This window comes from Bacillus sp. 205(2023) (assembly GCF_037027485.1).
Classification (GTDB): domain Bacteria; phylum Bacillota; class Bacilli; order Bacillales; family Bacillaceae; genus Bacillus; species Bacillus halotolerans.
In genome coordinates this window covers 257,278-269,379 of record NZ_JAXCHF010000003.1, presented here as the reverse complement: position 1 = coordinate 269,379, position 12,102 = coordinate 257,278, and the positions used below count along the sequence as shown (strand labels likewise).

13 protein-coding genes are annotated in these 12,102 nt (G+C 43.1%); 12 read left to right on the top strand and 1 reads right to left on the bottom strand.

Annotated elements, in window-relative coordinates:
* Nucleotides 1–9 precede the first annotated feature (9 nt).
* The 4 genes from WA325_RS11800 to comZ all read left to right on the top strand — a co-directional run bounded on the left by WA325_RS11800 (nucleotide 10) and on the right by comZ (nucleotide 2,643).
* Complete coding sequence (locus WA325_RS11800; RefSeq protein WP_024120901.1) at nucleotides 10–747, top strand: hypothetical protein; 738 nt, start codon at nucleotides 10–12, stop codon at nucleotides 745–747.
* An 82-nt stretch (nucleotides 748–829) separates the two neighbouring features.
* On the top strand, nucleotides 830–1,393 hold the full coding sequence (locus WA325_RS11795; RefSeq protein ID WP_105953733.1) for a hypothetical protein: 564 nt from the start codon (nucleotides 830–832) through the stop codon (nucleotides 1,391–1,393).
* A 90-nt stretch (nucleotides 1,394–1,483) separates the two neighbouring features.
* On the top strand, nucleotides 1,484–2,437 hold the full coding sequence (locus WA325_RS11790; RefSeq protein WP_248338285.1) for a BMP family ABC transporter substrate-binding protein: 954 nt from the start codon (nucleotides 1,484–1,486) through the stop codon (nucleotides 2,435–2,437).
* A 14-nt stretch (nucleotides 2,438–2,451) separates the two neighbouring features.
* Nucleotides 2,452–2,643 carry a ComG operon transcriptional repressor ComZ gene (gene comZ, locus WA325_RS11785; RefSeq protein ID WP_105953731.1) on the top strand — a complete coding sequence of 64 codons (192 nt, stop codon included), beginning with the start codon at nucleotides 2,452–2,454 and terminating at the stop codon, nucleotides 2,641–2,643.
* Nucleotides 2,644–2,672: 29 nt separating this feature from the next.
* Here comZ and WA325_RS11780 read toward each other — a convergent pair whose 3' ends face one another.
* The gene (locus WA325_RS11780; protein ID WP_105953730.1) at nucleotides 2,673–2,903 is read right to left on the bottom strand and encodes a hypothetical protein; all 231 of its coding nucleotides are present in this window, start codon (nucleotides 2,901–2,903) and stop codon (nucleotides 2,673–2,675) included.
* Nucleotides 2,904–3,068: 165 nt separating this feature from the next.
* Here WA325_RS11780 and fabH point away from each other — a divergent pair, with 165 nt between their 5' ends.
* The 8 genes from fabH (at nucleotide 3,069) to appC (ending at nucleotide 11,966) form a co-directional block, all read left to right on the top strand.
* Entirely contained in the window at nucleotides 3,069–4,007 is a 939-nt protein-coding gene (gene fabH, locus WA325_RS11775; protein WP_010333732.1) for a beta-ketoacyl-ACP synthase III, read from the top strand.
* A gap of 22 nt (nucleotides 4,008–4,029) precedes the next feature.
* A complete protein-coding gene (fabF, locus tag WA325_RS11770) occupies nucleotides 4,030–5,268 on the top strand; it encodes a beta-ketoacyl-ACP synthase II (protein WP_024120905.1) in 1,239 nt (412 codons plus the stop codon).
* Between the two features lie 79 nt (nucleotides 5,269–5,347).
* Nucleotides 5,348–6,133, top strand: a complete 786-nt coding sequence (locus WA325_RS11765) for a DUF2268 domain-containing protein (protein WP_105953729.1) — start codon at nucleotides 5,348–5,350, stop codon at nucleotides 6,131–6,133.
* Between the two features lie 190 nt (nucleotides 6,134–6,323).
* Nucleotides 6,324–7,310: an oligopeptide ABC transporter ATP-binding protein AppD gene (appD, locus tag WA325_RS11760; protein ID WP_105953728.1), complete on the top strand. Its 987-nt coding sequence runs from the start codon at nucleotides 6,324–6,326 to the stop codon at nucleotides 7,308–7,310.
* Nucleotides 7,307–8,296, top strand: a complete 990-nt coding sequence (gene appF, locus WA325_RS11755) for an oligopeptide ABC transporter ATP-binding protein AppF (RefSeq protein WP_044156397.1) — start codon at nucleotides 7,307–7,309, stop codon at nucleotides 8,294–8,296. The genes appD and appF overlap by 4 nt, the downstream gene beginning before the upstream one ends.
* Before the next feature lie 87 nt (nucleotides 8,297–8,383).
* Nucleotides 8,384–10,012 (top strand): peptide-binding protein, encoded by a 1,629-nt coding sequence (locus WA325_RS11750; protein ID WP_336183662.1) that lies wholly within the window; start codon nucleotides 8,384–8,386, stop codon nucleotides 10,010–10,012.
* A 75-nt stretch (nucleotides 10,013–10,087) separates the two neighbouring features.
* On the top strand, nucleotides 10,088–11,038 hold the full coding sequence (locus tag WA325_RS11745; protein WP_105953727.1) for an ABC transporter permease: 951 nt from the start codon (nucleotides 10,088–10,090) through the stop codon (nucleotides 11,036–11,038).
* Nucleotides 11,039–11,054: 16 nt separating this feature from the next.
* Nucleotides 11,055–11,966, top strand: coding sequence for an oligopeptide ABC transporter permease AppC (gene appC / locus WA325_RS11740; protein ID WP_024120911.1), 912 nt, complete (start codon nucleotides 11,055–11,057; stop codon nucleotides 11,964–11,966).
* The last annotated feature ends 136 nt before the right edge of the window (nucleotides 11,967–12,102 follow it).

Sequence of the window (12,102 nt, the reverse complement as noted above, 5' to 3'; positions counted from 1 at the left end):
GGGCAAGCGATGGGAATAACGGAAAGGTATTTTCAATTGGGAACGGAGCATAACGTGATTCATCTGCCCTATCGTCCGAACGGCTTTGGCATCTTTGTCCTCGGGGACAGAACCCACTTTGTCGGTAATGATTCAAGCTTTTGGCTTCAGCATTACGGCAGAAATCAGCTTTTAAATATGCTGAGGGACGAAGGCTATACCATTTTTAACAGCAATCTGTTCGGAAGGCACTGGGGCGCGGAAAAAGCGGTCACCTATGCCAAACAGCTGATACATTTCGTGTTGAAGCAGGAAATACTCAATCCGAAGATTCATATTTTAGCAGAAGGGATGGGCGCTCTCGTGGCCGATGAACTGCTTCGTTTTTCCCCGGATCATATCCGCTCAGCCGCGATGTTGAATCCTTGTCTCGATCTTCAGGCGCATTATGAATCAGAAAAAGAAAATAAATTTTTCTATAAACAATTTTTGAAAGAGGTATCGGAAAGCTACGAAATCTCCGAAAAAGAAGCGGCTTCACTCCGTTATAAAACAATCGAAAGCTATCCGAGCAGCGTACCGGTTCATATATGGCAGCGGATGACCGGAGCACCGTATCCGTACAGCCTGCATGCGGAAGTATTTAAGGAAAAGCAGCAGCAAAACCAAGGCTGTCCGGTTGACATAACGTTTCATTTATTTGAGCACCCAAGCAGGATCTATGCATCAATCTGCAAATTCTTTCACAGGCATGAAAAAGAGTTATAAAGAATACAATAACAATAGCCTTCTCTTTTGCGGAGGCTGTTTTGCTTTGGATAAATGAAAAACCGGAAGGGCGGCAGATGAAATGGAATCAACGCTGATTGTAGGGGCGGATGAATTTTTCGGCCTTTCTTTATGCGAGCGAATGATGGATGAAGGCATATACGTCGATGTCGTTTTGGCTGAAACAGATGATGAAAACAGACAAATGTACTTAGAAGAAAGACTCATGTGGCTTGGAAGAAACGAGCACTTTCGGCAGCTTGAGCACATTGAGGATCAAAAGTATGATACAATTTGTATCCAATATGACTGCGGCTTTTTGCCTTTGGACCAATATAAATCCGCTTATGTATTGGTATACGAACAAGACCGAAAAGAGTGGGAGAAACGTAAAAAGACAGGTTCAGAAAAAGCGGTGATCCTTCCTAAAATGTATGGGCCGTGGAAAGAAGAACAGGAGGAAGAGGGCTTTTATACAGAAGATGTAGCTGACGAGCTGTTGAGATTCCTGCTTGAGCCCGGCCGTGATACCGGCAAAGATTGCATTTTTGATTTGCAAGTCACGAAAAAAACTTCAAAAGATGAAGCGAAAACAAAAATTCTCGAGTGGAAAAGACAATTTTCATCAATTTTCGACAAATATTAAGAAAAACCTTCCATGTTTCGAGTTTTCTAGATACAATAAACGTATCATTTGAATACATGTGATAGCTTGTCAAAAGGAGTTGAACATGACTTGATCACAAGGCTTGTCATGATCTTTTCTGTCCTCCTTTTATTAAGCGGATGTGGACAAACTCCGTTTAAAGGAAAAATTGAGAAGGTCGGCATGCTCTTTCCTGATACGATTAATGACCTCGTATGGGGCACAAAAGGGTATAAAGGATTACTGAATATACAATCTAAATACAATGTGGACGTCTACTATAAAGAAGGCGTAAAAACAGATGAAGATATTATAAATGCGATTGAAGATTTTCATAAGCGCGGCGTCAATCTCCTCTTTGGCCATGGAAGTGAGTATGAAGAAGTATTTAACTTGGTGAGTGAAGACTATCCGGATATGCAGTTTGTGATTTCAAATGCAAAAGCAAAAGCGGACAATGTCACAAGCGTTCATCTCAGCGGGGAAGCAATCGGCTTTTTCGGCGGAATGACCGCTGCCCATATGTCAAAAACCAATCAGGTCGGCGTCATCGCTTCTTTTTCATGGCAGCCAGAAGTGGACGGCTTTATAAAAGGGGCTAAGTATGAAAATCCTAATATAGAAGTGAATACAAAATATACGGATCACTGGGATGATGATTCGACTGCGGTGAACCTTTATCAAAAAATGAAGAATGAAGGCGCGGATGTTGTGTATCCAGCCGGAGACGGGTATAATGTTCCTGTCATTCAGCAAATCAAAAAAGACGGCCTATATGCGATCGGCTATGTCACAGATCAATCCGATCTTGGCGAGAACACCGTGTTAACCAGCACGGTGCAAAATGTGGACAAGGCCTATGAAATTATAGCTGAGCAATTCGACAAAGGGACTTTAAAAGGCGGCGATCACTATTACGATCTGAAAAGCCGAGTTGTCGAAATGGGAACCTTCAGTCCGCTTGTGGACAAAGCCTTTCAGGAAAAAATCGCTAAACTGGTCAAAACATATAACAAAACAGGTGAACTGCCAAAAAACGAGTAACGGGGTGACTTTACATGCAGCACGAAAAATCACTTGAGTTTCTGCAAATAGCAATGAAATATCTGCCTGAAGCGAAAGAGCAGCTTGAAAAATCAGGAATAGAGCTGTCGATGGAGGCCATTCAGCCGTTTATGAATTTATTTACAACGGTAATGGCTGAAGCCTATGAGCTGGGTAAATGCGACGCGAAATCTGAAACCGAATAAGAAGAAGCCACTTTCTCGAAAGTGGCTTTTCACATGATTTTCTTTTTAATAGCGGATACCATAGGCGCGAGCTCCTTCAGAGCGGGCTTGATTTGATCGAGAGAGTTCATAATCGAACCGATTTGGTTCATAATATACATGTAATCAATCGTCTCTTCTTCGTTTGCCGGGGAAACCCCCTCCTCCTGCACTTCTTCTTTTTCTGTTTTTTGTTTGGCGTTATCGCCGAACATCATTTTTGAAAACACATCCACCTGCATACGCCTCCTTTTCCATATACCATACTCTATGAGTAAGATGGACCGATAGTTTAGACGAATATATTGCCATGTGAAAAAAAATAAGATAGAATTAGTACCTGATACTAATAATTGATCATAACCTGATTGATCTTCTAAATTAACTATATAAAGGAGTCTTCCCTTATGAAAGCTGGAATACTTGGAGTTGGACGTTATATCCCTGAGAAGGTTTTAACAAATCATGATTTAGAAAAAATGGTTGAAACTTCTGACGAGTGGATTCGTACAAGAACAGGAATAGAAGAAAGAAGAATTGCCGCTGATGACGTATATTCATCACATATGGCTGTTGCAGCAGCGAAAAAAGCGCTGGAACAAGCTGAAGTGTCCGCTGAGGATCTCGATATGATTCTCGTTGCGACTGTCACACCTGATCAGTCATTTCCTACAGTTTCTTGTATGATTCAAGAACAGCTCGGCGCAAAGAAAGCATGTGCCATGGATATCAGCGCGGCTTGTGCAGGCTTTATGTACGGGGTTGTAACGGGTAAACAATTTATTGAATCCGGAACTTATAAGCATGTCCTTGTTGTCGGTGTAGAAAAGCTCTCAAGCATTACAGACTGGGAAGACCGCAACACAGCCGTTCTGTTTGGTGACGGAGCGGGCGCTGCGGTAGTCGGGCCAGTCAGTGATGACAGAGGAATCCTTTCATTTGAACTAGGAGCAGACGGCACAGGCGGTCAGCACTTGTATCTAAATGAAAAAGGACATACAATCATGAATGGACGTGAAGTTTTCAAATTTGCGGTCCGCCAAATGGGTGAATCATGCGTAAACGTCATTGAAAAAGCCGGGCTCTCAAAAGAGGACGTCGACTTTTTAATTCCGCATCAGGCGAACATCCGCATCATGGAAGCTGCACGTGAGCGTTTAGAGCTTCCTGTCGAAAAGATGTCTAAAACTGTTCATAAATATGGAAACACTTCTGCCGCATCCATTCCTATTTCTCTAGTAGAAGAATTGGAAGCCGGTAAAATCAAAGATGGCGATGTGATCGTCATGGTAGGATTCGGCGGAGGATTAACTTGGGGCGCCATTGCAATCCGCTGGGGCCGATAAAAAAAGGTGAGGTGCACACAAGATGAGTAAAAAAAGAGTAGTTGTTACAGGGCTCGGGGCATTGTCTCCGCTTGGCAACGACGTCGATACAAGTTGGAATAACGCAATCAACGGTGTGTCCGGGATCGGTCCGATCACTCGTGTTGATTCTGAAGAATATCCGGCTAAAGTAGCCGCTGAATTAAAAGACTTTAATGTTGAAGATTACATGGACAAAAAAGAAGCAAGAAAAATGGACCGTTTCACTCAATATGCGGTTGTCGCTGCGAAAATGGCAGTTGAAGACGCAGGTCTTGAAATTACTGATGAAATCGCGCCGAGAGTCGGTGTTTGGGTTGGTTCCGGAATCGGAGGGCTTGAAACGCTTGAGTCTCAGTTTGAAATCTTCTTAACAAAAGGCCCAAGACGGGTAAGCCCGTTTTTTGTGCCGATGATGATTCCTGATATGGCGACAGGGCAAATTTCTATCGCTTTAGGAGCAAAGGGAGTTAACTCTTGTACGGTAACTGCATGTGCAACAGGAACAAACTCTATCGGTGACGCATTTAAAGTGATTCAGCGCGGCGATGCAGACGCTATGATCACAGGCGGAACAGAAGCGCCGCTGACTAGAATGTCATTCGCGGGCTTCAGTGCCAACAAAGCGCTTTCTACAAATCCGGATCCGAAAACAGCGAGCCGTCCGTTTGATAAAAACCGTGATGGATTCGTTATGGGTGAAGGTGCGGGTATTATCGTTCTTGAAGAACTTGAGCATGCACTTGCACGCGGCGCCAAAATTTACGGAGAAATCGTCGGTTACGGTTCGACGGGAGACGCTTATCATATCACAGCGCCTGCCCAAGACGGCGAAGGCGGAGCGAGAGCGATGCAAGAAGCCATTAAAGATGCGGGCATTGCGCCTGAAGAGATTGACTATATCAATGCTCACGGCACAAGCACATATTACAATGACAAATATGAAACAATGGCGATTAAGACAGTTTTTGGCGAGCATGCCTATAAACTTGCGGTAAGCTCTACAAAATCTATGACGGGCCACCTTCTAGGCGCGGCGGGCGGTATTGAAGCCATTTTCTCTATCCTTGCCATTAAAGAAGGCATGATCCCGCCAACAATCAATATTGAAACACCTGACGAAGAATGCGATTTAGATTATGTGCCTGATGAAGCACGCAGACAGGATCTCAGCTATGTTCTCAGCAACTCACTGGGATTCGGCGGACATAATGCAACGCTAATCTTCAAAAAATATCAGTAATCATGACGCCAAACCGGCTGCCCTAAAAGGGTAGCCGGTTTTTTTCGTGCGCATAGGATAAAAAAGAGGAGGCGATAGCATGAGCGTGGAACAAACATACAAATGGTTTGAAAAAGCCGCTTCAATAGATGATCTGGCGCATTACATTGTCCCACTCTTTTCAGGAACAAAGAAAGAAGACTGGAAAGGCATCTTGGGACATTTGCAGCATCACGGAATGTTTAAAAACATAAAAGAGGGTATAAGCACGTCTTCCATTCTGAAAGAAAAAGGACTTTTCAGGCATATACAAAAAGAGGAGCAGTATCTCAGAAAGAAGTGGCAAGGGCCTGACGTGCCAATCGTAGCACTGCCGGTTGATGAACGTAACAGAAGAATCCGTTTAGAATTCGGGTCAAAATCAGGGCTCGCCTTCCCAGATAAAATGTTTCTCTTTCTCTCGTCAGATATCGAATTGTCCTCGGTTTCAGCCCTTATGACACATGAATATCATCATGTTTGCCGGTTAGATCATATGACAAAAGAGGAAAAAGACGTCACATTACTTGATACAATCATCATGGAAGGGCTGGCAGAATATGCTGTTTATGAGAGGTTAGGCCAAAGCCAAACGGCTGAATGGACCACCTGGTATACCCCTCTGCAGCTTGAGGTTTTTTACGAAAAAAAGATTGCACCTCATCTGAACATCAAACGGGGTCATCGGTTGTTCGATCAGCTTTTATACGGCAAAGGATATCAGCCGAAAATGCTTGGATACGCAGTCGGATTCAATATTGTAAAAAAATATTTAACAGAGAACAGAGCCAGTACAACAGAAGGGTTGTCCATCTCTCCTGAAACCTTTTTGAAAGCAACGCTTTAAAAGAATAAAATAATGGAATTCCATTAATAATATTACAATTATCCTAAAAAATTCTTGATTTTGCAAAATGATTGTAATAATATACAACTATAAAATTTTTCGATAATTCAATATTATTTATTATTTCTGAATAGAGGGATTACTTTCTCTTGAAAACGTTTGGCGACAAGAGGGGGAAAGGGGAGCTAGCATGAGCACACTTTTAGAAGTGAATAATTTAAAGACTTATTTTTTTAGAAAAAAGGAGCCGATCCCTGCGGTGGACGGAGTCGATTTCTACATCAAAAAAGGCGAAACCGTCGCGCTTGTAGGCGAATCGGGCTCCGGCAAAAGTATTACTTCATTGTCTATTATGGGTCTCGTCCAGAGCTCAGGCGGGAAAATCATGGACGGTACGATTAAACTCGAAGACAAGGACCTCACCACATTCACTGAAAATGACTATTGCAAAATCCGCGGAAACGAAGTATCCATGATCTTTCAAGAACCAATGACCTCCCTTAATCCGGTGTTAACGATCGGAGAACAAATTACCGAAGTGCTGATTTACCATAAAAATATGAAGAAAAAAGAAGCGTATCAAAGAGCTGTCGAACTCTTGAAGATGGTTGGGTTTTCGAGAGCTGAGCAAATTATGAAGGAATATCCGCACCGTCTATCTGGCGGCATGAGACAGAGGGTAATGATTGCCATCGCGCTCAGCTGTAATCCAAAACTGCTTATTGCCGATGAACCGACAACGGCGTTAGACGTGACGATACAAGCCCAAGTGCTGGAGCTAATGAAAGATCTCTGCCAGAAGTTTGATACTTCAATTTTGCTGATTACACATGACTTAGGTGTCGTATCGGAAGCAGCCGACAGAGTCATTGTCATGTACTGCGGACAAGTCGTAGAAAATGCCTCAGTCGATGAGTTATTTTTAGAGCCCCTTCATCCTTATACAGAAGGCCTGCTTATGTCTATTCCAGTCATAGATGGAGAGATTGATAAATTAAATGCGATTAAAGGCAGCGTGCCGACACCGGATAATCTGCCGCCGGGGTGCCGTTTTGCTCCTAGGTGCCCAAAAGCGATGGATAAATGCTGGACCCATCAGCCTTCGCTTTTGACACACAAAAGCGGAAGGTCAGTGAGATGCTTTTTATATGAGGAAGAAGGTGCCGAACAATCATGACAGCAGCTAATCAGGAAACAATTTTAGAACTTCGGGACGTAAAAAAATATTTCCCGATCCGCTCAGGCTTTTTTCAAAGAAAAGTTGGTGATGTGAAAGCGGTGGACGGTGTTTCGTTTTCTTTAAAAAAAGGAGAAACACTCGGAATCGTTGGAGAGTCGGGCTGCGGAAAATCGACTGCCGGCCGAACGATGATCAGGCTGTACAAACCGACTGAAGGCCAGATTCTCTTTAAGGGACAGGATATTTCCAATCTGTCAGAGGAGAATTTACGAAAAAACGTTCGCAAAAATATTCAGATGGTCTTTCAAGATCCATTTGCTTCGCTGAATCCAAGAAAAACGCTGCGTTCTATTATTAAGGAGCCTTTTAACACACATCACATGTACACGATGCGAGAACGAAATGAGAAAGTCGAAGAGCTGCTTGCGAGAGTAGGCCTTCATCCGTCGTTTGCCTCACGCTATCCCCATGAATTTTCCGGCGGACAGCGTCAGCGGATTGGCATTGCGAGAGCCCTCACGCTGAATCCGGAGCTTATCATTGCAGACGAACCGGTTTCTGCACTTGATGTATCGATTCAGGCCCAGGTCATCAACTTAATGGAAGAATTGCAGGAAGAATTTAATCTGACGTATTTATTTATCTCTCACGATTTAAGTGTCGTCCGCCATATCAGCGACAGGGTCGGAGTAATGTACCTCGGTAAAATGATGGAATTGACCGACAAGCATGAGTTATATGACAACCCGCTGCACCCATACACCCAAGCCCTTTTATCATCTGTCCCGGTTACAAGAAAAAAAGGATCTGTCAAACGCGAACGCATCGTCCTGAAAGGAGAACTGCCCAGCCCGGCCAATCCGCCAAAAGGCTGTGTTTTCCATACAAGATGTCCTGTTGCAAAACCGATATGCAAGGAACAAATACCAGAATTCAAAGAAGCTGCTCCCAGCCATTTTGTGGCTTGTCACCTTTATAGCTAACTGTCGCGCGCACAGCTTTGAGAGGGGGTATGCTACTACATAAACAGCAGCTAAGAAGAACGAACATTTCAAGAGGGGGAATATCTAATGAAAAGACGTAAAACCGCACTGATGATGCTAAGTGTATTAATGGTGATGGCCATCTTTTTATCGGCCTGCTCGGGATCGAAGTCAAGCAGCAGCGAGAAAAAATCAACCGGCAAACCGCAGCAGGGCGGGGACTTGGTTGTTGGTTCAATCGGTGCCCCGACACTTTTCAACTCATTATATTCAACGGATGAATCGAGTACTGATATAGAACAAATGATTTACAGCTTTTTAACAAAAACAGATGAAAAATTAAATGTCAAAATGTCATTGGCTGAGAGTGTCAAAGAGCTGGATGGCGGACTGAAATATGATGTAAAAATCAAAAAAGGCGTTAAGTTTCATGACGGAGAAGAACTTACTGCTGACGATGTAGTATTTACGTTTAACATCCCGCTGAACAAGGATTACAAAGGTGAGCGCGGCTCTAACTTTGAAATGCTGAAATCAGTAGAGAAAAAGGGAGATTACGAGGTTTTATTTACCCTGAAATACAAAGACCCTAACTTCTATAACAATACATTAGACAGTTACGGTATTCTTCCGGAGCATATTTTAAAAGATGTACCGGTTGCGCAGCTTGAAGATAATGAATTTAACAGAAAAAATCCAATTGGATCAGGGCCTTTCAAATTTAAAGAATGGAAAGATGGGCAATACGTCAAGCTCGTTGCCAATGATGATTACTATGACGGGCGCCCGTATTTAGACAGTGTCACGTATAAAATCATCCCTGATGCCAATGCTGCGGTTGCCCAGCTTCAAGCGGGGGATATTGATTTCTTTAACGTTCCGTCAACTGATTATAAGACAGCCGAATCGTTTAATAATGTCAAGGTTGTAACAGACTTGGCGCTGAGCTACTCATATATCGGCTGGAATGAGAAAAACGAGCTCTTTAAAGATAAAAAAGTACGCCAAGCGCTCACCACCGCTTTAGACCGTGAAACGATGGTGCAAACTGTATTGGATGGAGACGCGGAAGTCGCTTATATTCCGGAAAGCCCGGCTTCCTGGAACTATCCGAAAGGCGTAGAAGTGGCTAAATTTAAATACAACGTGAAAAAAGCGAAGAAGATGCTCAAAGAAGCCGGCTGGGAAGATACTGACGGTGACGGCATCTTAGATAAAGACGGCAAAAAATTCGAATTCACGCTGAAAACGAACCAAGGAAATAAGGTGCGTGAGGATATTGCAGTTGTTGTCCAAGAACAGCTGAAGAAAGTCGGTATTAAAGTAACGCCGCAAATCGTGGAATGGAGTGCGCTTGTTGAACAAACCAGTGCCCCTAATTGGGACTATGACGCAATGGTGTTAGGCTGGAGTCTGTCCACTTTCCCGGATCATTACGATATCTTCCATTCAAGCCAGTCTGAAAAAGGCTTAAATAATATGTGGTACAAAAATCCAGAGGTTGATAAGCTTCTGAAAGCTGCAAAATCGATCAGTGACCGTGACGAATACTCTAAAGCCTATGAAAAGATTTACCAAAAGCTTGCTGAAGATCAGCCGTATACCTTCCTTTATTATCCGAACAACCATATGGCGATGCCAGCTAACTTAGAGGGGTATGTGTATCATCCGAAACGTACACTATATCAGATTGAAAAATGGTGGCTTGCCCAATAATTTTCCCTTGAAGGGGAGGGAGCGAATTTCCTTCCCCCTTCTATATTGAAAAAGAACCACAAAGGGGACAAGAATATGGTTACATATATCATTCGAAGAACATTAGCTTCGATTCCTATCCTACTAGGAATTACAATTTTGTCTTTCGTCATTATGAAAGCGGCTCCCGGAGATCCGATGACGCTTATGATGGACCCTACCATCAGCCAGGCAGACAGAGCGCAGTTTATTGAAAAATACGGCCTGAATGACCCGGAATACGTTCAATATTTAAAATGGCTCGGCAATATGGTTCAAGGGGATTTCGGAACGTCTATTATCAGAAAAGGAACGCCTGTTTCAGAGCTGATTATAGCAAGGCTGCCTAACACACTCCTCCTTATGCTGGTGTCGACGATTTTGGCGCTGATCATTTCAATCCCATTTGGTGTGATTTCTGCAAAAAAACCTTATTCCAAGCTGGATTATGGCATTACATTTACTTCATTTATCGGTTTAGCCATTCCGAACTTTTGGTTCGGTCTGATTTTAATTATGGTGTTTGCTGTGAACCTCGGCTGGTTCCCAACTGGGGGAGTCGCTACTCTTAACACGGATTTTAGCTTATTAGACCGGATTCATCATTTGTTATTACCCGCATTTGTGTTAGCTACGGCAGATATGGCTGGCTTAACGAGATATACAAGGTCAAATATGCTTGATGTGTTAAACCAAGACTATATCCGAACAGCCAGATCAAAAGGCTTTAAAGAAAATCGCGTGCTATTTAAGCATGGCTTGCGGAATGCGCTATTGCCTGTTATTACGATCTTCGGATTAATGATCCCCTCTTTTATCGGTGGAGCAGTTGTCGTAGAGCAGATTTTCACTTGGCCGGGGCTAGGAAAACTGTTTGTGGATTCGGCATTCCAGCGTGATTATCCGGTTATTATGGCAATGACCGTAATTTCAGCGGTGCTTGTCGTGGTCGGAAACCTCGTTGCAGACATCCTTTACGCGATTGTTGATCCGCGGATCGAATATTAAGAGGAGGAAAACAGAGATGTCAGAGCTGCAAACAACTCCCTCGCCGGAGATCAGACTGAAAGAAAACATTTCGAAAAAACCAGAGACGATGACCAAGATCTTCTGGGAAAAATTTTCGAAAAACAAGCTTGCCATTCTAGGTGCCGTCATTCTGTTTATCATTGTTATGTCGGCTGTTTTCGCTCCTTTGATTGCACCTTATCCCCAAGAGCAGCAAAGCTTGCTTGATAAGTATAAAGCGCCGGGCCTTGAACATTTGATGGGAACGGATAAATTCGGCCGCGATATTTTCAGCCGGATTTTATATGGAGCGCGCGTCTCTTTATTGGTCGGTTTTGCTTCTGTAGTCGGTTCTATTTTAATCGGAACTGTATTAGGAGCGTTAGCAGGTTATTTCAGAGGAATTGTCGACGCTGTCATTATGCGTTTAGTCGACATTGTATTATCCATTCCGGATATTTTCTTGCTGATCACGCTGGTTACCATTTTCAAGCCTGGCGTGGACAAACTGATTTTAATTTTCTGTCTCACCGGCTGGACAACAACGGCACGATTGGTAAGAGGAGAGTTTCTATCGCTTCGTTCAAGGGAATATGTTCTGGCTGCTAAAACAATCGGAACGAAGACTCACAAAATTATCTTTTCACATATTCTCCCCAATGCATTAGGACCGATTATTGTGTCAGCAACATTAAAGGTAGGTTCAGTTATTCTCGCTGAGTCCGCGCTGAGCTACTTAGGCTTTGGGATTCAGCCGCCAATCGCAAGCTGGGGAAATATGCTTCAAGACGCACAAAATTTCACAGTGATGATTCAAGCATGGTGGTACCCATTATTTCCCGGGCTATTTATTTTAATTACCGTGCTGTGCTTCAACTTTGTCGGAGACGGTTTGCGGGATGCTCTTGATCCTAAAAATATTAAATAAAAATGAAAATCATGTTTGTTAGAAAATGTAACGAATTCCTAAAGTAAGCAGATTTCCTTTGTCAGAAAATATACGAGGAAGTCTGCTTTTTATGTTTATAACAGAAACCCAGTTATTCCAGATTTCCTCAATCTCT

Excerpts from the sequence above, each read along its gene's own strand:
- WA325_RS11800 (WP_024120901.1), top strand. The coding sequence starts at position 10 with ATGGGAATAACGGAAAGGTATTTTCAATTGGGAACGGAGCATAACGTG.
- WA325_RS11795 (WP_105953733.1), top strand. The coding sequence starts at position 830 with ATGGAATCAACGCTGATTGTAGGGGCGGATGAATTTTTCGGCCTTTCT.
- comZ (WP_105953731.1), top strand. The coding sequence starts at position 2,452 with ATGCAGCACGAAAAATCACTTGAGTTTCTGCAAATAGCAATGAAATAT.
- WA325_RS11780 (WP_105953730.1), bottom strand. The coding sequence starts at position 2,903 with ATGCAGGTGGATGTGTTTTCAAAAATGATGTTCGGCGATAACGCCAAA.
- fabH (WP_010333732.1), top strand. The coding sequence starts at position 3,069 with ATGAAAGCTGGAATACTTGGAGTTGGACGTTATATCCCTGAGAAGGTT.
- fabF (WP_024120905.1), top strand. The coding sequence starts at position 4,030 with ATGAGTAAAAAAAGAGTAGTTGTTACAGGGCTCGGGGCATTGTCTCCG.
- WA325_RS11765 (WP_105953729.1), top strand. The coding sequence starts at position 5,348 with ATGAGCGTGGAACAAACATACAAATGGTTTGAAAAAGCCGCTTCAATA.
- appD (WP_105953728.1), top strand. The coding sequence starts at position 6,324 with ATGAGCACACTTTTAGAAGTGAATAATTTAAAGACTTATTTTTTTAGA.
- appF (WP_044156397.1), top strand. The coding sequence starts at position 7,307 with ATGACAGCAGCTAATCAGGAAACAATTTTAGAACTTCGGGACGTAAAA.
- WA325_RS11750 (WP_336183662.1), top strand. The coding sequence starts at position 8,384 with ATGAAAAGACGTAAAACCGCACTGATGATGCTAAGTGTATTAATGGTG.
- WA325_RS11745 (WP_105953727.1), top strand. The coding sequence starts at position 10,088 with ATGGTTACATATATCATTCGAAGAACATTAGCTTCGATTCCTATCCTA.
- appC (WP_024120911.1), top strand. The coding sequence starts at position 11,055 with ATGTCAGAGCTGCAAACAACTCCCTCGCCGGAGATCAGACTGAAAGAA.